Genomic DNA, 24,285 nt, shown 5'->3' with positions numbered 1-24,285 from the left:
CGGGTCCCCCGGGAAACTTACCTTGCGAGGAGGGCCCGAGCACCCTGAGTGATCGCATCCTCTGCCACCAGGACTTCTCTGGCCGCGGGACCGAGCGGGACGAAGGAGTCGACGGACGCGATCCGGCTGACAGACCCGACATATCCGGCGTCTACGAGGGCCGCCAGCACCCCTTCGCCGACCCCGCCGGAGCGTCGTGTCTCGTCCACGACAAGTACGCGACCCGTGGCCGACGACTCGCGGATCACGTCGGCGACCGGCAACGGGGCGAGCCAGCGCAGGTCGACCACGCGGGCGCCGATGCCCTCCTCGACGAGGCGGGCGGCGACCCGCAGCGACATCCGTACGCCGTTGCCGAACGTGATGATCGTCAGGTCCTCGGCGGAGCCCACCTGGTAGACCCGGGCCCGCCCGATCGGCACGTGCGCGTCACCCCACGACGCGGGCCCGAGGTAGGGCGCGAGCCACTCGTTGTCGCCCTCCTCGTAGAGGTCGCGGGTGTGGTAGAGCGCGATCGGCTCGAGGAACACGCAGACGCTGCCGTCGACGGCGGCCGAGGCCAGGCAGGTGCGCAGCAGCGGCGCGGCGTCGTCGGCCCGGGCGGGCACCGCCACCACCAGGCCCGGGATGTCGCGCAGCACGGCCACCGAGTTGTCGTTGTGGAAGTGCCCCCCGAACCCCTCCTGGTACGCGAGCCCGGCCACCCGCACGACCATGGGGTTCCGGAAGGCCCCGCCGGAGAAGTACTGCATGGTGGCCGCCTCGCCGCGCAGCTGGTCCTCGGCGTTGTGCAGGTAGGCGAGGTATTGGATCTCCGGCACCGGCAGCATCCCGGCCAGGCCCGCGCCGAGCCCGAGGCCGAGGATCGACGTCTCGTCGAGCAGCGTGTCGAAGACCCGGGTCGCCCCGAAGCGCTCGCGCAGGCCCTTGGTCACGCCGTAGACGCCCCCCTTGAGCGCCACGTCCTCGCCGAACACCGCCATCTTCGGGTTGGCCAGCAGGCCGTCGGCGAGCGCGGCGTTGATCGTCTGGGCCAGGGTGAACGGGCCGGCGTCCTCGGGGAGCCGCCCGCCGAAGGCGGTCGAGCGGTCCGCCGCGGATACGACCGACAAGTCGGACACGGCCCGGGCCACCCGCGCCGCCCGCCGGGGCGCCAGCGTGGCGACGATCTCGGCGGGACTGGTCAGCTTGGGCTCGCCCAGCACCTCCTCGGCGACCTTGCGGACCTGCCAGCCCACCTCGTCGTAGCGGGCCAGGATCTCCTCCGGCGTGGCCAGCCCGGTGTCGACCAGCAGCCGGGCGGTGGCGACGACGGGATCGTGGGCCAGGTCGCGCTCGAGGTCGGCGGCCGGCCGGTAGGCGACCTCCGCGTCGGCGCCGGCGTGGCCCATGAACCGCACGGTCGACAGGTGCAGCACGGCCGGCTTGCGCGCCCGGCGCACGTGGGCGGTCGCCTCGACCGCGGCCGCGTAAGCGCCAGCCGGGTCGTCGCCCGTCGCCGCGAAATAGCGCAGGCCCGGCCGGGCCCGCAACGTCGACTCGACCCAGCCCTGCGGCGACTTCACGCTGATCCCGATGCCGTTGTCCTCGCAGACGAACAGCAGCGGCAGCCGCAGGCCGGTGTGGGTGATCCAGCCGGCGGTGTTGAACGCGGCCGTGGCGGTGGCGTGGTTGACCGACGCGTCGCCGAACGAGCAGACCACGATCGCGTCGGCCGGCCAGGGCGTACCGGAGTCGCCGTTGCCGTTGACCTTGCGCAGGCGCTCGATCGCGAACGCCGTGCCGACCGCGCGGGGCAGGTGGGACGCGATCGTCGAGGTGGTCGGCACCACCTGGAGCGCGGCGTTGCCGAACACCTTGTGCCGGCCCCCGGCGATCTGCTCGCTGGCCGACGCGACCACGCCCCGCAGCACGTCACGGGCGGTCTCGGCGACGGGGTCGGCGACGCCGGCCTGGCTCACCCGGGCCGCGTAGAACCCGCCCGACCGGTAGTGCAGGAACGCCGGGTCGGTGGGCCGCAGCGCGGCGGCGACCGCGGCGTTGCTCTCGTGCCCCGCCGACCCGATCGTGTAGTAGCCCTCGCCGAAGCTGCGCAGCCAGCGGGCCGCCAGGTCGAGGTGGCGGCTGGTCAGCTGGGCGTCGAAGAGGGCCCGCGCCAGCTCGCCGGTCATCCCCTCGGGGAGCTCGGCGGCGCCGGGTGCCAGCGCGCCGACCGCCGTCCGGAACCGTTCGTCGAGATCTTGCGGCGTGGTCACGCCGAAAAGCATTACCGACGCGGGCCACCCACGGCCAGTCACCTGCCACATCGGTCCCACGGGACCCACCCGCGCGCGACCGTGGTGATCCCTAGACTTGGCGGGATGCGGAGTGAGGTGATCACGGTCGAGACGGGCCGCCGGCCCACGGTGCGCGACGTGACGGCGGAGGCCCAGCAGTTCGTCTCGGGCGAGGGCGACGGTCTGCTGCACGTGTTCGTGCCGCACGCCACCGCCGGCATCGCGATCATCGAGAGCGGCTCGGGCTCCGACGACCCTGACCTGATGACCGCGATCGACGGTTTCCTGCCGGCCGACGACCGCTGGCGGCACCGGCACGGCTCGCCGGGACACGGGCGCGACCACGTCCTGCCGGCCTTCGTCGCGCCGTACGCCTCGATCCCTGTCCTGCGTGGCCGGCTCGCCCTCGGCACCTGGCAGTCCATCTGCCTGGTCGACACCAACGGCGACAACGCCGTACGACAGGTCCGGTTTTCGTTCCTTCCGGGGTGAGTTACCGGTTGGTATGTGTGTCGCGTGTCGCGTCTGGCAGTACGTGACGTGACGCCCGGGTGAGAAAAGGGGCAGGATGGCGTTGGAGACGAATCCCACACCCGGGACACTTGGCTCCGAAATGTCAGTCGTCCCCACAATCTGAGGAATGCCTGTGGCTACGGAACGCAAGCGCCCGGTGATCAGTGACGGCCTGCCGAGCCAGCTTCCGGACGTCGACCCCGAGGAAACCGCCGAATGGGTCGAGTCGCTCGACGGAGTCATCGACGCGGGTGGCGCCAAGCGCGCCCGCTATGTGATGTTGCGGTTGCTGGAGCGGGCGCGCGAGCGCAACGTCGGCGTCCCACCGCTGACCACCACCGACTACATCAACACGATTCCGCCGGAGCGTGAGCCCTGGTTCCCGGGCGACGAGTTCGTCGAGCGGCGGATCCGCGCCTACATCCGCTGGAACGCCGCGATGCTGGTGCACCGCGCCCAGCGCCCCGAGATCGGCGTCGGCGGCCACATCTCGACCTACGCCAGCGCCGCGGCGCTCTACGAGGTCGGCTTCAACCACTTCTTCCGGGGCAAGAGCCACCCGGGCGGTGGGGACCACATCTTCTACCAGGGCCACGCGTCGCCCGGCATGTACGCGCGCGCGTTCCTCGAGGGTCGCCTGTCCGAGGAGCGGCTCGACGGCTTCCGTCAGGAGCTGTCCCACGCCGGGCTCGGTGGCGGCCTGCCGTCCTACCCGCACCCGCGGCTCATGCCGGACTTCTGGGAGTTCCCGACGGTCTCGATGGGCCTCGGCGGGCTCAACGCGATCTACCAGGCCCGGTTCAACCGCTACCTGCAGCACCGGGGCATCAAGGACACCTCCGACCAGCACGTATGGGCGTTCCTGGGCGACGGCGAGATGGACGAGCCCGAGTCGCTCGGCGCGATCGGCGTCGCGGCCCGCGAGGAGCTCGACAACCTGACCTTCGTGATCAACTGCAACCTGCAGCGGCTCGACGGCCCGGTGCGCGGCAACGGCAAGGTCATCCAGGAGCTGGAGGCGTTCTTCCGCGGCGCCGGCTGGAACGTGATCAAGGTCGTCTGGGGCCGCGAGTGGGACCCGCTGCTCGCCGCCGACGCCGACGGCGCGCTGGTCAACCTCATGAACAGCACCCCGGACGGCGACTACCAGACCTACAAGGCGGAGTCCGGCGCGTACGTCCGTGAGCACTTCTTCGGCCGCGACGCGCGTACCCGCAAGATGGTCGAAGGCATGTCCGACGACGAGATCTGGAACCTCAAGCGCGGCGGGCACGACTACCGCAAGATCTACGCGGCGTACAAGGCGGCCACCGAGCACACCGGCCAGCCGACGGTCATCCTCGCCAAGACGATCAAGGGCTGGACGCTCGGCTCGTCGTTCGAGGGCCGCAACGCCACGCACCAGATGAAGAAGCTGACGCTGGACGACCTCAAGACGTTCCGCGACCGGCTCTACCTCGACGTCTCCGACCAGCAGCTCGAGGAGAACCCCTACCTCCCGCCGTACGTCCAGCCGAAGAAGGAGGAGCTCGAATACCTCCACGAGCGGCGGCGCGCGCTCGGCGGCTACCTGCCGTCGCGCAACACCAAGGTGATCCCGCTGCAGATCCCGGGCAGCGAGCGCTTCGCCGACGTCAAGCGCGGGTCGGGCAAGCAGAAGGTCGCCACCACCATGGCCTTCGTACGCCTCCTCAAGGACGTCATGAAGGACCGCGAGTTCGGCAAGCGCTGGGTGCCGATCATCCCGGACGAGGCGCGCACCTTCGGCATGGACTCGCTGTTCCCGACGCAGAAGATCTACTCGCCGCACGGGCAGAACTACACGCCGGTCGACCGGGAGCTGTTCCTGTCCTACAAGGAGGCCACCGGCGGCCAGATCCTGCACGAGGGCATCAACGAGGCCGGCTCGGTCGCGTCGTTCACCGCCGCGGGCAGCTCCTACGCCACCCACGGCGAGCCGATGATCCCGCTCTACATCTTCTACTCGATGTTCGGCTTCCAGCGCACCGGCGACGGCTTCTGGGCGGCCGCGGACCAGATGACCCGCGGCTTCGTCCTGGGCGCCACCGCGGGCCGCACCACCCTGAACGGTGAGGGCCTCCAGCACGAGGACGGCCACTCCCACCTGATCGCCGCCACCAACCCGGCGGTCGTGGCGTGGGACCCGGCCTTCGCGTTCGAGATCGCGCACATCGTCGAACGCGGCCTGCACCGGATGTACGGCGAGGAGCAGGAGAACGTCTTCTACTACCTGACCGTGTACAACGAGCCGATCCTGCAGCCGGCCGAGCCGGTCGACCTCGACGTCGAGGGCCTGCTCCGCGGCATGTACCGCTACTCGCCGGCGCCGACCGTCGAAGGTGGCGGCATCAAGGCCAACATCCTGGCCTCGGGTACGGGCATGCAGTGGGCGCTCAAGGCCCAGCAGCTGCTCGCGCAGGACTGGGGCGTCGCGGCCGACGTGTGGTCGGTGACGTCCTGGACCGAGCTGCGCCGCGACGCGGTGCAGGCCGAGGAATACAACCTGCTGCACCCGGGCGCGGAGCCGCGGGTGCCCTATGTGCGCCGCAAGCTGGCGGGCGCCGAGGGGCCAGTGGTCGCGGTCAGCGACTTCATGCGGGCGGTTCCTGACCTGATTTCGCGCTGGGTGCCGGGGGATTGGACGTCGCTGGGCACGGACGGCTTCGGCCTGTCGGACACCCGGCACGCGCTGCGCCGCCACTTCCACGTGGACGCGGAATCGGTCGCGGTGGCGACGCTGCGGCAGCTCGCGGTTCGTGGGGAGATCGCCCCTGCGGTCCCGGTGGAAGCGGCCCGCAAGTACGCGATCGACGACGTCAACGCCGCCCCGGTGGGCGAAACCGGCGGCGACTCGTAGGTCGTCAAGGCTGTCGAGAGAGGAGGGTCGCGGCTCGGTCGAGCCGTGGCCCTCCTCCGTTTCGACGCTACAAAGGACACGGACCGTTCGGCTATGGCTGGAAGCCCTCCGGCAACAACCGCGCCAACCGTCGAACGGCGCGGTACTGAAGCGCCTTCACCGAGCCTTCGTTACGGCCCATCGCCTGTGCCGTCTCGGCAACCGAGAAGCCCTGCAAGAAGCGCAGCACAATCACTTCCTGCATCTCAGGGGGGAGCTGTTTCACTGCGGTGAGCAGGGTGACGTTCGTGATGTGATCGACAACCGTGTCCTCGGGACGGCCTTCGGGGCTGTCGTCCTGCCGGCCGGTGCCGAGCGCCTCTCCGGTGATCGCCTCCAGCCGGTACCGGCCGGATTTGAAATGATCAGCTACGAGGTTACGAGCGATCGTCACCAGCCAGGCTCCAAGGTCACGCGACCCCCAGCTGAAGCTGTGGATGCGCTTATGGGCCCGAAGAAATGTGTCCGACGTCAGATCTTCGGCCAGAAGCTGATTCCCGACCCTGAAATAGATGAAGCGGAACACCGTGTCGAAGTACCGGTCGTAGATCTGGCCGAACGCATCCGAATCACCTGCCTGAGCCCGTTCCACCAGCGTGCCGACCTCGTCCGAGCGGCTCGGCGCCGCCCCGGGCGAGTCCTGGCCAGCGTCAGGCTGTTTCCCGGGAGTTGGAGGTGGCTGCCAGTTAGGCCCGTGCAAGAGGCGCTGCCCAGCCAGCTCGAAGGACGAGTAGCCGCCACCTCGATCCTGCCGAGTCTTCGGCAGCACCCGAGTGGCCAGGCCACCCGACGTCTCCGAACCGGATTGATCGTCGCAGATGCGAAGCTGCTGTCGAAGAACCAGAGTTGCCGGGTGGTCGTCGCCGAGCGCGTTTGAGCACGCCTCGATCGCGCTGGACAGGGCGTTCGTCGCGCGATCCAGCAGAGCTGGCGACGCTGTCTGTAGCGCCAGTTCCACCCGTGCGCAAGCGAGGTTGGCCTGGCTCGTGAGCGTCTGTGCGTGAGTTGGGCCCAAGATGGCCGCCTGCCGTGCGGCCAAGTGGTCCAACTCGCGTATCGCCTGCTCGAAAGAGGATAAGGAGGTCTCGGTGCGCGCTCGCTCGAGGTCTGCTATCAACGCGTTTGCGGCGAGCGCCAGCGTCTTCGGATGGCTGTCGCCCAGCGAAATGCGCACATTTTCCGCGATGTCCCTAAGCCGATTCGCCGCAGCGGCGACGTTCCCGGCGTCGCTGTGACGCGCGACCTCGAATCCCGCAACCGCCGCGTTGGCGTGGACCACCAGGGCGCGGGTGTCGTCCGCGTCGTAAGTCGAACCGATCAACTGCCCAAGCGACTCGAGGGTGTCGGCGCACCTACGCATCAGCTCGGGATCACCGTTCAGCCGCCCCGCTTCGAGCCCCAGCCGCGCTACTTCAGCCGCCGTGACCGCGTCCGTCGGCGGTCCGGCGCCGGCCTGCCGGCCGGTCGAACCGACGATCTCCTCGAGCGCGCGACTTACGCCCCGGCCGTCGATCTCATTTGCTGCAAGGCCACCCCGCGAGATCCACTCCTGTGTCCGGACCGCGGTCGCGGTCGCGTCGCGTGGCAAGAGTCGATCGCAGCGGTCGAGCCATTTGGCTGTGGCCGACGGGTCGCCCATCAGCTGGTACGCCGTGACCAGGTTGACCGTGATGGGACCTAGCACGTCGGCCCCGCAGATGCTGGCCTCGAGAAAGGCGTCCTCGAGAATTTCCGCGCCCTCCCGCGGCCGACCGTCGCGGATCGCCAGCATCGCACGCAGATTGTTGGCTTCAGCTCCCACCGCCAGTCCAGCTGCGATCTCGGCCACCCGTAGCAGGAGGGATGCCGCTCCGGGCTGTAGACCAGATCGGTCAAGGAGAACGGCGAGATATCTGATGCGTGGCCAGTCACGCGTCGCCACCGAGCGGTCGAGCTCGTCGACGAGACGCGACACCTGCTGAACGACCGCCTGCTCCTCGTTCGTCGATGCTCCGAGAACTAGCCCTTCGGCGGCGCCGAGCAGATCACCTGATATCCGACTCATCTCATCGCGCTATCGATGACGTTGTTGGCGACCCGGAGCCTCAGCAGCGACAACTCCCCGTCGTCGTAGATGCCGCGGGCCGCCCAGTCGTCAAGCGCCCTCAGCAGAATGTCAGCCTCTTGAACTGCCTTTGTGGCGCGACTGGAAGTCACGACGTTGGCGGCGTCCGTCGGCGCGTCGTCCTGGTTCGGCTTGGTGAGCACGGACAAGAGATGGCCGACGTCGAAATGGTCGAAACAGGAGAGTGCCTGCGCGAGGGTTCCAGCGAACAGCACATTAGAGGCCGTTCGCGCCTGGCGAGGCCCAGTCTCACGGCGCCAAACCTGCTCGAGCAACAGACCGGCCAACGTGGGTCGCGCGTCGGTAACAACGCGCTCGACAGGCGCTCCGGAGTAGCCGGAGAAATCACCGAGGTCAAGCCGGGAGACCAGCTGGAGAGCGCGCATCACCTCGCCCTCCTCGCACTGGTAGGCGATGTCCACAGCTTCCACCGAGCCGGTCAGGGCGGGCTCGCCGACATCGGGGCGGTAAGGCGAACACCAATCTTCACGTGGGCGGCAACGGCCGGCCGGCGGCGGTCGCACCCGGCCGGGCCGGTCATCGACGAGTTCGATCAACGCTACGTCGAAGCGGCTGGTTCGCTGAGCGATGCGTCCCTGGAGGCGGACTCCGCTGTGCACGATCTCAACCGTGGTTTGATCGCGCGGCAGGGGATGAAGAACGTGGGCGGCCGTCAGCAGGAACCGGGCTGTCACGAAGAAGGCGGCGCCCAGTGTTTTCTCTTCGTTGCGAAGCTGGACAACGTACTCGTCGTCCTGGCCCCACGCTTCCTGATCCGCCGGAGCCTGGCTATTGCTCATCGCGTTCACGATATGCCGGTGAGGCTGACTTACTTATCGCCTGTCCGGATGGTTTCCTGCCGTGACAAGATCATTGATTGGTGTCATGGTGGACGGTCCAACACGGTGCGGCTTGAGGTGAAGCTGGAATGACTGTCGAGAAACTGCTTGTGGAGACCGTCGAGATCGCCGCGAGCGGGCGGCAGATAGGCCCTTACCGCCGCGGCACGACCCCGATCGAAGCGCGCCGTGGCGAGTTGCGAGCCGCGCTCCTGGAAATCGTGAACATCGCGCAAGACGCCGCCAACGCCACCGCCGAGTCGCCATCGTGGCAGGTGGAGTCCCTAGAAGCGACGTTCGGCATCAGTGTGCTCAGCTCCGGCGGGGTCCTCATCGGCGCCGCTGACGGAGACGGAGCGATCAGTATCAAGCTGGCCCTCAAACGCAGCAGCTGACGGCTCCTCCGTCCGGCGATCGGTCATGGGGTGCCTCCGCATCCCGAGCTCGGCGCGAGCGGCCTGGCGGAATGCCGCCTCAGCGGCGCGGCACGCGTCGTCGACCTCGGACCATCTACGTCCGTCTCGTGACCAAAGGGCCTGCGCCGCGGTATGCAAGCGCGTCAACGCCTGGTCAGTGGATCGTCTTCGAGTCAGCAGTGCGGCGCGAGAAAAGGCCGCCAGCAGTTTCAGGCCTGCTCGTTCCTCTTCCCTGCGTGACGGCTGCCGAGCCCCGGCATCGTCATAGAGGGCCCACGCGGCGTGGAAGCACTCCAGCACTTCTGCGTATGCGACGTGGCGCAACTCCAGCCATTGCCGACGGCGCTGGCCGCCCGAGCCGATCCACTGACCGGCGACATTCGCGATGAGGCCACCAAGTACCGCTCCCGCTGCGCCGAACAAGCCGGCGAGCAGGACGGCTTGTGGCTGGGTGAGGTTGGCCCACATGGCGGCGATGATATGTGACCTGGGCCACCGAACTGACCGCTCGGTCAGAATCTGACCGAGCGGTCAGGAAGAATGAGTCCGTGGTTCGCATTCGGACGCGTGACGAGATCCTGCGGGTCGCCGGGGAGCTGTTTACCCGGTACGGCTTCAAAGGCACCTCCCTGCACGACATCGCCGCTGAGGTGGGGTGTTCCAAGGCGACCCTGCTCTACCACTTCGCCCACAAGGACGCGATCCTCCTTGCCCTCCTGGAGCCCGCCAAGCAGGCACTGATCGACCTCGTCGCGAGACTCGCCGGCGTCGACGACAAGGGCGTCCAGGAGGTCGCCATCGACGGGTTCGTCGAGCTCGTGCTGCGCTACCGGCGCGAGGTCGCGCTGATCTACGACGTCACCCCGCAGTTCCTGCAGGAGCCCGCGTTCGCCGCGGTTCGGGAGCTGACCGACGCCCTCAGGGCCGGTTTCGCCGGGCGGTCCGCCGATCCGGCCGACCACGTCGCCGCCGAGGTGTTGCTCGGTGGGATCGCGGCTGTGGTCATCGATGACAAGCGTGTTGAGGCGGAGTTGCGACCGGCGTTGATCGCCGTGGCCCGCCGTGCCCTCATACCCGGGAAGAAGGACTGACATGGCAACCCTGCTCTACCGGCTGGGCCGGGCCGCGTACCGCCGGCGCAGGCTGGTCGTCGTGCTCTGGCTCGTGCTGCTCGCCGGGCTCGGCGGCGCGGCCGTCGCCTTCAAGGGCCCGACCTCGAGCAACTTCACCATGCCGGGCACCGAGTCGCAGCGCGCGATCGATGCCCTGCAGCACGAGTTTCCCGAGGCCAGTGGCGCGGTCGGGACGATCGTCGTGGGGGCGCCCGAGGGGCGCACGCTGACGGACCCGCCGCTCACCAACGCCGTCAAGCAGCTGGTGGCCGAAGCCAACCAGCTGCCGGGGGTGGTCGCCGCGGTCGACCCGTTCCAGGCCAAGGCCATCTCCCAGGACACGCGGTACGCACTGGTCCAGGTCCAGTACGAAGGCCGCGCCGACGAGCTCACCGATGCCGAGCGCGACGCGTACGAGCAGGCCGGTGCCGCCGCCGAGGCCGCGGGGCTACGGGTCGGGCACGGCGGTGAGGTGATGAACTCGCCGCCCGAGGTCGGCAGCACCGAGGCGATCGGTGTCGTGGTCGCGCTGGTCGTGCTGCTGGTGACGTTCGGGTCGCTGGTCGCCGCCGGCATGACGATGCTCAACGCGCTCATCGGCGTCGGCGCCGGCATGGCGGGGCTGTTCGCGCTCAGCAGCGTGGTCTCGCTGACCGACGTGACGCCGGTGCTGGCGCTGATGCTCGGCCTCGCGGTCGGCATCGACTACTCGCTGTTCATCACGTCGCGGCACCGCCAGCACCTCGTCGAGGGGATCGAGCCCGAGGAGGCCGCGGCCCGGGCGGTGGGTACGGCCGGGTCCGCCGTCGTGTTCGCCGGCGTCACGGTGGTCATCGCGCTGGCCGGGCTCGCCGTGGTCGGCATCCCCTTCCTGAGCGCGATGGGTCTCGCCGCCGCCGGCACCGTCGCGGTCGCCGTGCTCGTGGCGATCACGTTGCTGCCCGCGCTGCTCGGGTTCGCAGGCAAGCGGGTGCTGCCGCGCCGCCAGCGCGACGCCGCGCCGCGCGCCCACAAGGAGGGCTTCGGCTTCCGGTGGGCGCGGTTCATCACCCGGGCCCGGATTCCCGTGATCATCCTGGGGATCGTCGGCCTGGGCGCCCTGGCGCTGCCCGCCGCGGACATGCGGCTCGCGCTGCCGGACGCCGGATCCGGACCGGAGGGTACGCCCGCCCGCGTCGCCGCCGACATGGTGGCCGAGGGCTTCGGGCCCGGCTTCAACGGCCGGCTGACGCTGGTCGTCTCGAGCGACTCGGCGGAGCAGACCGCCGCGGCGGTGCAGCAGGTGGCCCCGGCTTTGGAGGGCACGCCCAACCTGGTCGCCGTAACGCCGCCGACCGTCAGTGGCGACCAGCGGACGGCGCTGCTCGGCATCATCCCCACCGAGGGGCCGACGGCAGAGAGCACCGAGACGCTGGTGCACGACGTGCGGGCGAAGACCCACGGTCTCGGCGGCGCGGACGTCGCCGTGACCGGGCAGACCGCGGTCGGCGTCGACGTGTCGGAGAAGCTCGCCGACGCGCTGCCGGTCTACCTGCTGATCGTCGTCGGCCTGTCGGTGCTGCTCCTGATGCTCGTCTTCCGCTCGATCCTCGTGCCGATCAAGGCGGCGCTGGGCTTCCTGCTGACGGTCGGCGCGACGTTCGGCATCACCGTCTGGATCTTCCAGGAGGGCCACCTGGCCGACCTGCTCGGCATCGGTACGCCCGGCCCGCTGATCAGCTTCCTGCCGATCCTGCTGGTGGGCATCCTGTTCGGGTTGGCGATGGACTACGAGGTCTTCCTGGTGTCCCGGATGCGCGAGGACTACGTGCACGGCGCCGGCGCGCACGAGGCGACGATCGCCGGCATGGGCCACGGGGCCCGGGTGGTCACCGCGGCGGCGCTGATCATGACCAGCGTCTTCGCCGGCTTCGTGCTGATCGACGACCCGATCATCAAGTCGGTCGGCTTCGCGTTGGCGCTCGGCGTCGCGATCGACGCGTTCGTGGTGCGGATGACCATCGTGCCGGCGGTGATGTCGCTGCTGGGCCGCGGCGCGTGGTGGCTGCCCCGCTGGCTCGACCGCGCCCTGCCCAACGTCGACATCGAGGGGGAGAAGCTGCGGGCGGAGCTGTCCGAGCCGGCCCCCAAGGTCCCGGTCGGCGTCTGACCCTGTGCGGCCGCAGGCCCGCGCCCGACAGCCACGGGCGCGGGCCTGCCCCGTCAGCGGCGGGCGGTGAGGCGGACCTCGACGTCGGCGCCGGCGTCCTTGCCGATCGTCTTCTTCAGGGCCGCCCGGACCGGCAGCCAGTGCGGGCCCTGGCCCGACGGCATCAGGGTCGCGTCGAAGGCGTGGCCGTCGATGGTGCCGCTGACCTTGACCGGCTTGCGGGTGCCCAGCAGGTCGTGCGACCCCGGCAGCTCGATGTAGGTCGGGAACGCGCCGTCGACGCGGATCGGTGCGGTGAAGGTCGCGTCCAGTGGCTCAGCCATGCTCCGGTTCTCCTGACGGTCGGGTGTGGAGCAGCCCGGGCGCCACGCCCAGGCCGCGGATGACGGTGTCGACGACCCGGGCGGCCTGGGCGTCGACCACGGCCGGGTCCTGGTGCTGGAGCGGGCCGCGGGTGGCCAGGTCCGCGAAGCCGTGCACGGTCGACCAGCACGGCCATTCGGCGTCCGCACGCTGCGCGGCGGTCAGCACGCCGGCCGCGACCAGGCCGTCCAGCGCCTCGACCAGGAGCTGGTACGGCGGCGGCACGCCATCGACCCCGACCGGTCCCGCCTCCTGCGTCAGGAACGCCAGCTCGAACCAACCCCGCTCCGTGCGGGCGAAGTGGATGTAGCCGAGCCCGACCGCGCGCAGCCGGTCGACGGCAGCCGAAGCCGGCGCGACGTCGCGGCCGATCGACGGCATCCGCTCGTGCATGGCCCGCGCCACCAGCTCCTGCGCCTCGACGGCGACGGCGAGGACCAGCGCGTGGCGGTCGGCGAAGTGCCGGTAGGCGGCGTTGGGCGTGACCCCGACGGCGCGCGTCAGCTCGCGCATCCCCAGCGCGGCCGCGCCGCCGGAGCGGGCGGCGCGCAGGCCCTCCGCGATCAGCGCGGCCCGGAGATCGCCGTGATGGTAGGGGCGTGCCGGCACTCTGGAAGCCTCCACGAACCTCGTGTACGGTGTCAACATTGCCATGTGGACGGCGTACACAATGTCGTCCCGGCGAATTCGTCCGACGCGGCCGCGCGGACCGGGGCGACCGGGGAAACCGGCGGCCTGACCTCGCCGCCGGCGGGAGCGCCCGAACGGGGGCGGTACACGCGGCCGCGCCGGCGGCACCCTCCGCGCATCGATTGACGTGCACCCATTGACGGGTTTCGTAGCACGTCGGTAACCTGTCGCCAACCTGCCGCAAGATTTCAACAATCCTTTGAAATCTTCATCGCGCAGGTCTGGAATTTTCGCGCAGCGCACCCGCACCGCCGTTCCACCGGCTCCGTGCCGACTTCCGCCCCTCCCCGCCGCGGCCGCGCCCGGGGAGAAGTCCCCACCTGCGAAAAGGACAGCGATGAGACGCACCCGAATCGCGGCCGCCGCCCTCGCGGCGGCCCTCGTCACCGTGGGTTGGCAGGTGCCGGCGCAGGCCGCCGGCGGACCCAACCTCGCCCTCGGCAAATCCGCCTCGGCCAGCTCAACCAACGGCGGCTTCGGCGCCGGCAACCTCAACGACGGCAACGCCGGCAGCTACTGGGAGAGCTCCGGCGCCCTGCCGCAGTGGGGCCAGGTCGACCTCGGCGCCAGCACCAGCATCGACCAGGTCGTGCTGAAGCTGCCCGGCGGCTGGGGCGCCCGCAACCAGACCGTCACCCTCCAGGGCAGCACCAACGGCAGCACGTTCAGCACGCTCGTCGCCGGCGCGAGCTACGCGTTCAACCCCGGCAGCGGCAACGCCGTGACGATCAACTTCGCCGCGACCAGCACCCGGTACGTGCGGGCCAGCATCTCCGCCAACACCGGCTGGGGCGCGGCACAGCTGTCGGAGCTCGAGGTCTACGGCGCCGGCGGCACGGGCACCGGCAACCTCGCGCAGGGCAAGGCGACGGCCGAGAGCGGCCACGCCGACGTCTACGGCTCCGGCAACGTCGTCGACGGCAACCAGGGCACCTACTGGGAGAGCACCAACAACTCGTTCCCGGAGTGGGTGCAGGTCGACCTCGGCTCGGCCCAGGCCGTCAACCGGGTCGTGCTGAAGCTCCCGACGAGCGGCTGGGGCACCCGCACGCAGACGCTGAGCGTGCAGGGCAGCACCACCGGCACGACGTTCAGCGATCTGGCCGGCTCGCAGACCTACACGTTCAACCCGGCGGTGGCCGGCAACTCGGTCACGATCACGTTCAACCAGGCCACCACGCGGTACGTGCGGATCAACGTCACCGCCAACAGCTCCTGGCCGGCCGGCCAGCTCTCCGAGGTCGAGGTGTACGGCCCGGGCGGCAGCACGCCGGACACCACGCCGCCGAGCGTGCCGGGCACCCTGTCCTACACCGTTTCCGGGACCACCATCACGCTCAACTGGGGCGCGTCCACCGACACCGGTGGCTCGGGGCTGGCCGGCTACAACGTCTTCCGCAACGGCACGCAGATCGCGACGACCGGCACCGGAACGTCCTACCAGGACAGCCAGCCGGCGACCGCCACGGTCTCCTACTACGTGCGGGCGCGGGACAACGCCGGCAACCTCTCCGGAAACAGCAACACGGTCACCCGCACCGGCACGCAGCCCGGCGACACCACGCCGCCGAGCGTGCCGGGCACGTTGTCCTACAGCGTGTCGGGGACGACGATCACGCTCAACTGGGGCGCGTCCACCGACACGGGCGGCTCGGGGCTGGCCGGCTACAACGTCTTCCGCAACGGCACGCAGATCGCGACGACCGGCACCGGGACGTCCTACCAGGACAGCCAGCCGGCGACGGCCACGGTCTCCTACTACGTGCGGGCGCGGGACAACGCCGGCAACCTCTCGGGCAACAGCAACACGGTCACCCGCACCGGCACGCAGCCGCCGGGCTGCACCAACGTGGCCGCCGGCAAGACGATGAGCGCGACCGGCTCCACGTTCACCTTCACGCCCGACAAGGCGAACGACGGCCAGCTCGGCACCTACTGGGAGGGCGGCGCGGGCTACCCGCAGGACCTCACGGTCGCGCTGGGCGCCAACCACGGCATCACCGGCGTCAACGTCAAGCTCAACCCGGACGCGTCGTGGGGCACCCGTACCCAGACGATCCAGGTCCTCGGTCGTGACCAGGCCGGCTCGACGTTCACCAGCCTGGTGCCGGCCACCGCCTACCAGTTCACGCAGGGCAACAACGTCGTGGCGATCCCGGTCTCGGCGACCGCCGCGGACGTGCGGCTGCGCTTCACCTCCAACACCGGCGCCCCGTCGGGCCAGGTGGCGGAGTTCGAGGTCTGCGGCACGCCGGCGCCCAACCCTGATCTCACGGTCAGCGCGGTGAGCTGGAGCCCGGCGCAGCCCAACGAGAGCAGCACCATCACGCTGTCGGCCACCGTGGCGAACATCGGCACGGCGGCGGCCGGCGCGACGACCGTCAACTTCAGCCTCGGCGGCCTGGTCGTCGGCTCGGCCACCGTCGGAGCGCTGGCGGCCGGCGGGTCGCAGACCGTCACGTTCAACGCCGGGGCGCGGGCCCAGGGCAGCTACGCCGTGACGGCGGTGGTGGACCCGACCAACACGATCGTCGAGCAGAACAACGCCAACAACAGCACGACGGCGGCGTCGCAGCTCGTGGTCGCCCAGGCGCCGGGGCCGGACCTGCAGGTCACGGGCGTCACCACGAACCCGTCGAACCCCGCGGTCGGCGCCCCGGTCTCCTTCACGGTGAGCGTCAACAACCGGGGCACCACGACGGCGGCGGCCAGCGTCACCCGGCTCGCGGTCGGCTCGACGACGCTCAACACCAACACCGGCACGATCGCGGCGGGCGCGACGGCGACCGTGGCCGTGTCCGGCACGTGGACCGCGACCAGCGGCGGGGCGACCATCACCGCGACCGCGGACGCGACCAACGTGGTGGCGGAGACCAACGAGAGCAACAACACGCGTACGCAGTCCATCGTGGTCGGTCGCGGCGCCGCCGTGCCGTACACCTCGTACGAGGCGGAGAACGGCTCCTACACCGGCACGCTGGTCGAGGCCGACCCGCTGCGGCAGTTCGGGCACACCAACTTCGGCTCCGAGTCGTCGGGGCGCAGGTCGGTGCGGTTGACCAGCCAGGGCCAGTACGTGCAGTTCACCTCGACCGTGCCGACCAACTCGATCGTGGTGCGCAACTCGATTCCGGACGCGCCCGGCGGTGGCGGGACCACGGCGACGATCAGCCTCTACGCCAACGACCAGTTCGTGCAGAAGCTGACGCTGTCGTCGCGCAACAGCTGGCTCTACGGCCTGACCGACGACACCGAGGGCCTGTCGAACACCCCGCAGTCCAACGCCCGCCGGCTCTTCGACGAGTCGCAGGCGTTGCTGGCCACGTCATATCCGGCCGGCACGCGGTTCAAGCTGCAGCGTGACGCCGGTGACGACGCGGCGTTCTACTACATCGACCTGGTCGACCTGGAGCAGGTGGCGCCGGCGCTGAGCCAGCCGGCGGGCTGCACCTCGATCACGACGTACGGCGCCGTGCCGAACGACAACGTCGACGACTCGGCCGCGATCCAGCGGGCCGTCACCGACGACGAGAACGGCGTGATCTCCTGCGTCTGGATCCCGGCCGGGCAGTGGCGGCAGGAGCAGAAGATCCTCTCGCCGGACCCGACCCGCACCGGCTACAACCAGAAGGGCATCCGCAACGCCGTCATCCGCGGCGCCGGCATGTGGCACACGAAGCTCTACACCAACACCGAGCCGCAGAACGTGCAGGGCAACATCAACCACCCGCACGAGGGCAACGTCGGCTTCGACATCGACGACAACACGCAGATCTCCGACCTGGCCATCTTCGGGATGACCACCAACCGCAACACCCGCGGCCACGGCATCAACGGCCGGCTGGGCAAGAACACGAAGATCAGCAACGTGTGGATCGAGCACGTCAACGTCGGCGCCTGGGTCGGCCGCGACTACTCGGATACGCCGGCCTACTGGAACCCGGGCGACGGGATCGAGTTCTCCGGCATGCGGATCCGCGACACGTACGCCGACGGCATCAACTTCGCCAACGGCACGCGCAACTCGCGGGTGTTCAACTCCTCGTTCCGCACCACGGGCGACGACTCGCTGGCGGTCTGGTCGAGCACCTACGTGAAGGACCAGTCGGTCGACATCGGACACGACAACCACTTCACGAACAACACCATCCAGCTGCCCTGGCGGGCCAACGGCATCGCGGTCTACGGCGGCTACGGCAACACCATCGAGAACAACCTGGTGTACGACACGATGAACTACCCGGGCATCATGCTGGCGACCGACCACTCGCCGATCCCGTTCAGCGGGACCACGACGATCGCCAACAACGGTCTCTACCGCACGGGTGGCGCGTTCTGGGGCGAGGCGCAGAAGTTCGGCGCGATCACGCTGTTCGCGCCGAGCACCGGCATCCCCGGCGTGGTCATCCGCGACTCGGAGATCGTCGACTCCACCTACGACGGCATCCAGTTCAAGAGCGGCGGCGGCCGGGTGACGGCGACGATCACCAACGTACGGATCGACAAGTCCAACAACGGCGCCGGCATCCTCGCGATGAACGGCGCGAACGGCACCGCCACGCTGTCCAACGTGACGATCACCAACTCGGCGACCGGCGACATCGTCCGGGAGCAGGGCACCTCGTTCGTCATCACCGGCCAGTGAGGCCCCGGCGCTCCCCGGCGGGTTCGCCCGCCGGGGAGCGCCCCGTCAGCGTTTCGCGAGCATCTCGCGCATGCGGCGGACCTCGATCGACTGGTCCGCGTTGACCTCGCGGGCCACCCGGTCGGCGGCCGACTCGACGCCGCCGCCGTCGCGGTAGAGCTGCTGCACCATCGTGATCGCGCCCTCGTGGTGGCGGATCATCAGCTCCAGGAAGAGCTTGTCGAAGGCCGGCCCCTGGGCCGCCGCGAGCGCCGCGATGTCGGTGGCGTCGAGCATGCCCGGCATGAGGTTCCCGTGACCGACGTGGTCGGCGTGCGGCTCCGGCAGCGGCTCACCCCGGTCGACCAGCCACTGTCGCAGCTGCGCGATCTCGTCCTGCTGCGACACCTCGATCCGCTTGGCCAGCTGCGGGATGTCGGTGCTGGTGGTGCGGCCGGCGACCAGCACGGTCAGCTCGAGGGCCTGCGAGTGGTGCGTGACCATCCTGCGCATGAACTCGGCGTCGGCCGCCGAGTGCGGCGGCGCCGAGAGCCGGGCGAGCTCGTCGGGGGACAGTGTCCGGGAGTCCTGGCCGGGCGCGCCCGGCTGCACCACCCGGCCCGGCGACGGTGCGGCGACATCAGGGGTGTCGCCGCCGCGCCGGGCGGCGACCGAGATCCCGACAGCCCCTGCGATCAGCGCCAGGGCGACCAACGACACGACTACGACACGTCGGTTGACCTGCATGGACCTTCGTCATCTCCGATCCGTGGCCGAGCCGGCCACGCCTGCGCGACCGCCGGCGTCGCGGCATCGTTCCGGACCACACTTGCTCTGCAGCCATATACGCAACGGCCGCGCGGTGGCCCCGTACATGTGCTGCGCCTTTGCTCTGCAGCCAAACACGCAACACCTCGCGTCGCGGGCGTTGCGTGTATGGCTGCAGAGCAAAGGCGCGTGAACAGGGCGCCCACCCCTGCGGGGGGAGCAGGGATGGGCGCCCGCACGGCGCGTGCGCCGGCCCGGGAGACCGGACGGAGGCCCACGCGCCACCGGCGTGGCGCCCGGTCAGCGGGGGGAGCTGAGGCGGGCGCCACGGTCGGCGGATCAGTCCAGCGCGGCGCACTGGCCGGCGGCCAGTCCACGCACCTCGTTCGCCGAGCCGACGTTGATCGGCGCGGGGTTGTTGCCGGAGCAGGAGAGCACGCCGCTCACCTGGTTGCCGGCGACGACGGACGCGAAGCCCGGCGTGCCGGCGCCGCTGAGCGAGACCGCGCCCCGGATGGTCGAGTCGACCACCGCGAGACTGCCGGTCGTGCCGTGCACCGCGACCGCGCCGTTGACCGTGCTGTCGTAGACGTGCACCGCCGCCGCCGAGGAGGCGGCGACCGCGCCGCTGATCGACGAGTTGATGGCCAGCAGCGTGGCGCCCGGCCGGACCGTGATCGCGCCGCGGACGGTGGCGCCGTCGAGGCAGGTCACGCCGTCGGCCACCAGGACACCGTTGCGGGTGCCGGTGATCGTCGTGGTGCAGGTGCGGGCCAGCTGGTCGTACTTGGCCCGCGCGGTCGCCAGGCTCGGCGTCCACGTGATCCGCTGCTGGTGCTGCGGGTTGGTCTCGGCCACCTGGACCTCGCGCGCGGCCTGGATCTCGGCGGCGGAGAGGAACGTGCTCGGCTTGAGCCCGAAGGTGTCGAAGCCGCGCGCGATCTCACTGCCGTAGATCTGGCCGTTGTGCCAGTAGGCCGACCAGAAACCACCGAGCGACAGGGCGGCGGGGTTGACCGGGCCGCGGTCGAAGAAGGCGATCTCCTTCGGGTGGGCCGAGTCGGTGAAGTCCATCAGCGACAGACCGCCCTGGTACCACGCCTGGACGAGGATGTCCCGGCCCGGCACGGGGAGCAGCGAGCCGTTGTGGGCCACGCAGTTCTCCTGGATCGTCTGCGGCACCGGCAGCTTGTAGTAGCTGCGGAACTGCATCTTGCCGTCGACGATGTCGAAGATGGCGTTGGCGCCCCACTCGGGAGCGTCGGTGTCCCGGCACCGGGCGCCGGTGCCGCCGCCCCACTCGTCGGTGAAGACGACCTTGGTGCCGTCGTTGTTGATCGTCGCCGAGTGCCAGTACGCGAAGTTGGGGTCGGAGACCTCGTCGAGCCGCTTCGGGTTGGCCGGGTCGGAGATGTCGATCAGGATTCCGTTGCCCTCGCAGGCGCCGGCGGCCAGCCCGAGCGCCGGGTACGACGTGATGTCGTGACAGGCGTCGGTGACCGGCGACGGGCTCCAGTTGCTGCCCGACGGGTGCCGCGGGGTGGGCGGCGTGTTCTGCAGGCCGTCGACCGCGCCCGTCTCCGGGTCGGCGAACAGCCGCGGGTTGTTGACCACGGCCGCCGCGGCCGGGTCGGCGACCGGCACCTTGATGACGTCGATCCGCCAGCGCGACGGGTTCTCCCCGGAGGCCGGGTTGTTGTTGCAGCCGGCCAGCCCGTCACTGCGGACACCGGCGGTGCCCGAGACGTAGACGTAGACGTTGTCGGTGTCACCGGGCTTGGTGACCAGCGAGTGGGTGTGCGAGCCGCGGCAGAGCTGGACGGCCGCGACCTGCTGGGGGTTGGTCACGTCGCTGACGTCGAAGACGCGTACGCCCTGGAAGCGGGTGCCGACCGTCGGGTCGGTGCCGCAGTCGAGCCGGCCCCGGGTCTCCTCGACCGACATGAACAGCAGGTCTCCGTAGACCGAGACGTCCCCCTGGCCGCCGGGGCAGACCACGGTGGACAGGATCGACGGCGCCGAGGGGTTCGCCACGTCGAAGACGGTGAAGCCGTTGTAGCCGCCCATGAACGCGACGTCGCCCTTGAAGGCGAGGTCCGAGGCGACGTAGGAGAAGTTCGAGGGGTTGGCCGGGTCGAACGAGCCCACGGGCTTGTTGACGTGGGCGAGGTGCTCGAGGTTGCTCGCCGCCTCTTGCGCGTCGAGCCAGCCGCCGGGCAGTCCGATCCGTGGATCGGGGTCGGCGGCGGCGGCGCCCGGGGTGAGCGCCAGGACGAGGAGCGCCGCCGCGGTGGCGGCGAGGCCCTTTCTGGACGTGAGTGCCATGCGGTGCCTCTCGGAGCAGGGGACCGAAAGCGGCGGCCGGGTAACGACCGCCTCGCACCGCACACGTTATATCGAACAGTGGACATCAGATAATGCCTTACGGCCAACTTTTCTGGTGCCGCCAAGGTTCACACTTGTCAACCCGGCAGCGGGTTGGATCTATCCAGGTGCCGGTCGCCTATAGTTCCGATCGTGACCGAAGAGCCGCACAAGAAGCGCAGCCCGCTGGCGGCGATCGCAGACGTGGTGAGCACTCCGGCGGCGCCGGCCTCGCTCGACGCGATCGACCTGCGCCTGCTCGAGCTTCTCGTGCAGGACGCCCGCACCAGCCAGCGTGGTCTGGCCCGAGAGCTGCAGATGTCGCCGCCCGCGGTGGGCGACCGGATCGCCCGGCTCGAACGGCTCGGCGTGATCCGCGGCTACCGGGCCGACATCGACTGGGCCGCGCTCGGCTTCCCCATGCAGGTCTTCCTCTCCGTCATCGCGGCCACCGACCAGGCCGCGATCATCCGCGCGCTGCACGAGATCCCCGAGGTCGAGGAGATCAGCGTCGTGACCGGCTCGATCGATCTGCTGGCCCGGCTCCGCGTGCGCGACCAGGCCCACCTGCGGACGATCCTGCTGGAGGGCATCTGGCAGATCCCGGGCGTCTCCCGCACCGAGACGTTGCTCAGCCTGGCCGAGACGCCCCGCAAGGACTTCGTCCACGGCCTCATCGCCCAACTCCGCGACGAACGAAGCTAGCTGTACTTCCCCATGCCGCCGGCGACGTCGATGGATGCGCCGGTGATGTAGCTGGCGCGGTCGCCGGCCAGGAACGCGACCAGGCCGGAGACCTCGTCGACCGTGCCGAACCGGCCCAGCGGCACCTCGTCCGCCGCGAGCTTGGCGAAGAACTCCTCCTCGGTGAGCTCCGGCGCGCGGCGCGCGCGGATGTTGGCCCACTGTGGCGTCACCACGAAGCCGATGTTGACGCTGTTGACCAGGATGCCCTCCGGGCCGTACTGCTGCGCCAGCACCTTCGTCAGGTTGTGGCACGCCGCCCGGTTGACCGAGGTGGCGAAGAACGCGGGGTCGGGATAGCGCGCGTACACCGCGTTGACGTTGACGACCCGTGGCGCCGCGCTGCGTCGCAGGTGGGGCAACGCCGCCCGCGTGCAGCGGATCTGGGAGAAGAGCTTGACGTCGAGGTCGCGTTTCCAGTCGTCGTCGGTCAGGTCCTCGAAGCCGCCGGGATGGGCGCCGCCGGCGTTGTTGACCAGCACGTCGATGCCGCCGTGCTCCGCGGCGACGGCGGCCACCAGCGCCTCGACCGCCGCCGGGTCGGTCACGTCGCAGACATGGCCGGAGACGACCGCGCCGTCCACTTCGGACAGCGACTTGGCCGCGGCCGCCACCTCGTCCGGCGTGCGCGCGCAGATGGCCACGGACGCGCCCTCGGCCAGCAGTTCGGCCGCGACCGCGTAACCGATGCCCTTGCTGCCCCCGGTGACCAGCGCGTGCCGCCCGGTCAGGCCGAGCTTCACGCGTCGCCCTCGTGCAGCGCCGCGCGGGCCTGGTCGAGCAGCGTCGCCCGCGGCGGCGTGAAGAAGTCGACCTCGACGCAGGGCGTGCCCGTCGTACGCGCGCCGTGCGGCACCCAGGACGGGATCACCGCGACGTCGCCCGGCTTGAGCGTCCGCGTTTCCCCGTCGATCTCGAACTCGATCTCGCCCTCGATGACCAGCACCACCTGCTCCTCCTCGTGCTGGTGCACCGGCGCCTCGGCGTGCGCGTCGAAGCGCACCACGTTGAGCAGGCTCTTCTCGCCCAGCACCGGCTGGAACGCGAGGCCCGGCAGGATCTCGTGCGGCTTGATCGTCGAAGGGTCGACGAACCGGCCGGCCGCGGTCGGTGTGCCGCCCGCCCCGCCGAAGTGGCTCTCCGCGTTGGTCATCGGTCTGCTCCTAACACGAGGCCGAGCCGGCGGGTGCCTTCGGCGATCTCGTCGGGGGTGGTCGCGCTGAACGCCAGGCGCAGCGTGTGGTGCACGTCGCGGCCGGCGTGGAACGGGGCCCCGGGCACGAACGCGACGCCGCACTCGCGGGCCCGGGGGAGGAGGGTGGCCGTGTCGAGGCCGGGCGGCCCGGTCACCCAGGTGAAGAAGCCGCCGCGCGGCTCGCTCCAGGAGAACTCCGGACCCAGGTGCGTGGTCAGCCCGGCCGACATGGCCGCCCAGCGCGCGGCGTAGGCGGCCCGGGCCCGGGCCAGCTGGGCCTCGAGCCGGCCGTCGCGCAGGAACGACTCGGCCAGCCACTGGCCGAACCCGCCGGCGCACTGGTCGGAGTTCTGCTTCGCCCGCACCAGGTGCGGGATCAGCGCCGGTGGGCCGGCCGCCCAGCCGAGCCGGACGCCCGGGAACAGGATCTTCGAGAACGTCCCGACCTGCACCACGACGTCGGGCGCCAGCGAGTAGAGCGACGGGCGCTGCTCGCCGGCGAAACCCAGCTCGCGGTAGGCGACGTCCTCCACGACCAGCAGCCCGTGGCGCCGGGCCAGCGCCACCAGCGCGTGCCGGCGCTCCGTCGACAGCCAGGCCCCGGTCGGGTTCTGGAAGTCCGGGATCACGTAGAGCAGCTTGGGCGCCGGGCCGGTCGCCAGCGCCGCGGCCAGCGCGTCGGGGTCGAGGCCGTCGTGGTCGGCGGCGACGACGTCGATCCGTGCCTCGAAGCCGCTGAACGCGGTGATCGCACCGAGGTAGGTGGGCGACTCGACCAGCACGCGGTCGCCCGGGTCGAGCAGCGTGCGGCAGATCAGCTGGAGCGCCTCGATGCCCCCGCTGGTCACCATCAGGTCGTCGGGCGCGACGCCCTGCGACTCCTTGACCCACGACGCGAGCACGGCCCGGAACGAGGCAAGGCCCTCCGTCGGCGTGTATTGCAACGCCACCGCCGCCGCGCCGCCGAGCTCCGCCACGGCCTGCTCGCGCACGAAGTCGGCCGGGAAGATGTCAGGTGCCGGGAAGCCGCCGGAGAACGTGATCATGCCGGGTGCGTTGACCGACGACAGGATGGCGCTCAGCTCGTCGCCGCTGCCGGCCGCGCGGCGGGCGAGGCGCAGGTCGAGTTCGGTCACGGCGGCCTCCGGGTAAACAACCGTTCGGTCGGTGACCCTAACATCGCGCCATCCGTCAGAGAAAGGCCCAGGACA

17 protein-coding genes and 1 pseudogene are annotated in these 24,285 nt (G+C 70.4%); 8 read left to right on the top strand and 10 right to left on the bottom strand.

Annotated elements, in window-relative coordinates:
- Positions 1 to 17: 17 nt before the first annotated feature.
- Positions 18 to 2,267 carry a thiamine pyrophosphate-dependent enzyme gene (locus O7635_RS36230; protein ID WP_278084992.1) on the bottom strand — a complete coding sequence of 750 codons (2,250 nt, stop codon included), beginning with the start codon at positions 2,265 to 2,267 and terminating at the stop codon, positions 18 to 20.
- A 93-nt stretch (positions 2,268 to 2,360) separates the two neighbouring features.
- On the opposite strand from O7635_RS36230, the gene O7635_RS36225 reads away from it, so the two are divergent.
- Complete coding sequence (locus O7635_RS36225) at positions 2,361 to 2,768, top strand: YjbQ family protein (RefSeq protein WP_278084991.1); 408 nt, start codon at positions 2,361 to 2,363, stop codon at positions 2,766 to 2,768.
- A 154-nt stretch (positions 2,769 to 2,922) separates the two neighbouring features.
- Entirely contained in the window at positions 2,923 to 5,667 is a 2,745-nt protein-coding gene (aceE, locus tag O7635_RS36220) for a pyruvate dehydrogenase (acetyl-transferring), homodimeric type (RefSeq protein ID WP_347405354.1), read from the top strand.
- 91 nt (positions 5,668 to 5,758) lie between these two features.
- On the opposite strand, the pseudogene O7635_RS36215 reads toward aceE, so the two are convergent.
- Positions 5,759 to 6,313: pseudogene (locus O7635_RS36215) on the bottom strand (sigma-70 family RNA polymerase sigma factor); the annotation flags it as partial.
- A gap of 1,433 nt (positions 6,314 to 7,746) precedes the next feature.
- Positions 7,747 to 8,610: a hypothetical protein gene (locus tag O7635_RS36210; protein ID WP_278084990.1), complete on the bottom strand. Its 864-nt coding sequence runs from the start codon at positions 8,608 to 8,610 to the stop codon at positions 7,747 to 7,749.
- Positions 8,611 to 8,738: 128 nt separating this feature from the next.
- Here O7635_RS36210 and O7635_RS36205 point away from each other — a divergent pair, with 128 nt between their 5' ends.
- From O7635_RS36205 to O7635_RS36190, 4 genes are all read left to right on the top strand, one after another.
- Positions 8,739 to 9,044, top strand: a complete 306-nt coding sequence (locus O7635_RS36205; protein ID WP_278084989.1) for a hypothetical protein — start codon at positions 8,739 to 8,741, stop codon at positions 9,042 to 9,044.
- A gap of 303 nt (positions 9,045 to 9,347) precedes the next feature.
- Positions 9,348 to 9,551, top strand: coding sequence for a hypothetical protein (locus O7635_RS36200; RefSeq protein WP_278084988.1), 204 nt, complete (start codon positions 9,348 to 9,350; stop codon positions 9,549 to 9,551).
- Between the two features lie 62 nt (positions 9,552 to 9,613).
- The gene (locus O7635_RS36195) at positions 9,614 to 10,156 is read left to right on the top strand and encodes a TetR/AcrR family transcriptional regulator (protein ID WP_278084987.1); all 543 of its coding nucleotides are present in this window, start codon (positions 9,614 to 9,616) and stop codon (positions 10,154 to 10,156) included.
- A gap of 1 nt (position 10,157) precedes the next feature.
- Complete coding sequence (locus tag O7635_RS36190; RefSeq protein ID WP_278084986.1) at positions 10,158 to 12,326, top strand: MMPL family transporter; 2,169 nt, start codon at positions 10,158 to 10,160, stop codon at positions 12,324 to 12,326.
- 53 nt (positions 12,327 to 12,379) lie between these two features.
- Here the strand turns inward: O7635_RS36190 and O7635_RS36185 are convergent, their stop codons facing one another.
- Both O7635_RS36185 and O7635_RS36180 read right to left on the bottom strand, forming a co-directional pair.
- Positions 12,380 to 12,649 (bottom strand): DUF1905 domain-containing protein, encoded by a 270-nt coding sequence (locus O7635_RS36185; protein WP_278084985.1) that lies wholly within the window; start codon positions 12,647 to 12,649, stop codon positions 12,380 to 12,382.
- Complete coding sequence (locus tag O7635_RS36180; protein ID WP_278084984.1) at positions 12,642 to 13,313, bottom strand: TetR-like C-terminal domain-containing protein; 672 nt, start codon at positions 13,311 to 13,313, stop codon at positions 12,642 to 12,644. The genes O7635_RS36185 and O7635_RS36180 overlap by 8 nt, the downstream gene beginning before the upstream one ends.
- 403 nt (positions 13,314 to 13,716) lie before the next feature.
- On the opposite strand from O7635_RS36180, the gene O7635_RS36175 reads away from it, so the two are divergent.
- Positions 13,717 to 18,024 carry a discoidin domain-containing protein gene (locus O7635_RS36175; RefSeq protein ID WP_278084983.1) on the top strand — a complete coding sequence of 1,436 codons (4,308 nt, stop codon included), beginning with the start codon at positions 13,717 to 13,719 and terminating at the stop codon, positions 18,022 to 18,024.
- Positions 18,025 to 18,069: 45 nt separating this feature from the next.
- Here the strand turns inward: O7635_RS36175 and O7635_RS36170 are convergent, their stop codons facing one another.
- Both O7635_RS36170 and O7635_RS36165 read right to left on the bottom strand, forming a co-directional pair.
- Positions 18,070 to 18,723 (bottom strand): DUF305 domain-containing protein, encoded by a 654-nt coding sequence (locus O7635_RS36170; RefSeq protein WP_278084982.1) that lies wholly within the window; start codon positions 18,721 to 18,723, stop codon positions 18,070 to 18,072.
- 387 nt (positions 18,724 to 19,110) lie between these two features.
- Complete coding sequence (locus O7635_RS36165; protein WP_278084981.1) at positions 19,111 to 21,096, bottom strand: hypothetical protein; 1,986 nt, start codon at positions 21,094 to 21,096, stop codon at positions 19,111 to 19,113.
- A 192-nt stretch (positions 21,097 to 21,288) separates the two neighbouring features.
- Here O7635_RS36165 and O7635_RS36160 point away from each other — a divergent pair, with 192 nt between their 5' ends.
- On the top strand, positions 21,289 to 21,840 hold the full coding sequence (locus O7635_RS36160; protein ID WP_278084980.1) for an Lrp/AsnC family transcriptional regulator: 552 nt from the start codon (positions 21,289 to 21,291) through the stop codon (positions 21,838 to 21,840).
- Here the strand turns inward: O7635_RS36160 and O7635_RS36155 are convergent.
- From O7635_RS36155 to O7635_RS36145, 3 genes are read right to left on the bottom strand one after another with little or no spacing between them, the layout of a single operon-like run.
- Positions 21,837 to 22,622, bottom strand: a complete 786-nt coding sequence (locus O7635_RS36155) for an SDR family oxidoreductase (protein ID WP_278084979.1) — start codon at positions 22,620 to 22,622, stop codon at positions 21,837 to 21,839. The genes O7635_RS36160 and O7635_RS36155 overlap by 4 nt on opposite strands.
- On the bottom strand, positions 22,619 to 23,032 hold the full coding sequence (locus tag O7635_RS36150) for a cupin domain-containing protein (RefSeq protein WP_278084978.1): 414 nt from the start codon (positions 23,030 to 23,032) through the stop codon (positions 22,619 to 22,621). The genes O7635_RS36155 and O7635_RS36150 overlap by 4 nt, the downstream gene beginning before the upstream one ends.
- Entirely contained in the window at positions 23,029 to 24,210 is a 1,182-nt protein-coding gene (locus O7635_RS36145; protein WP_278084977.1) for a PLP-dependent aminotransferase family protein, read from the bottom strand. Before O7635_RS36145 ends, O7635_RS36150 begins: the two co-directional genes overlap by 4 nt.
- Positions 24,211 to 24,285: the final 75 nt, after the last annotated feature.

Source organism: Asanoa sp. WMMD1127, from assembly GCF_029626225.1.
Classification (GTDB): Bacteria; Actinomycetota; Actinomycetes; order Mycobacteriales; family Micromonosporaceae; genus Asanoa.
This window is presented reverse-complemented; position numbering and strand designations above follow the sequence as displayed.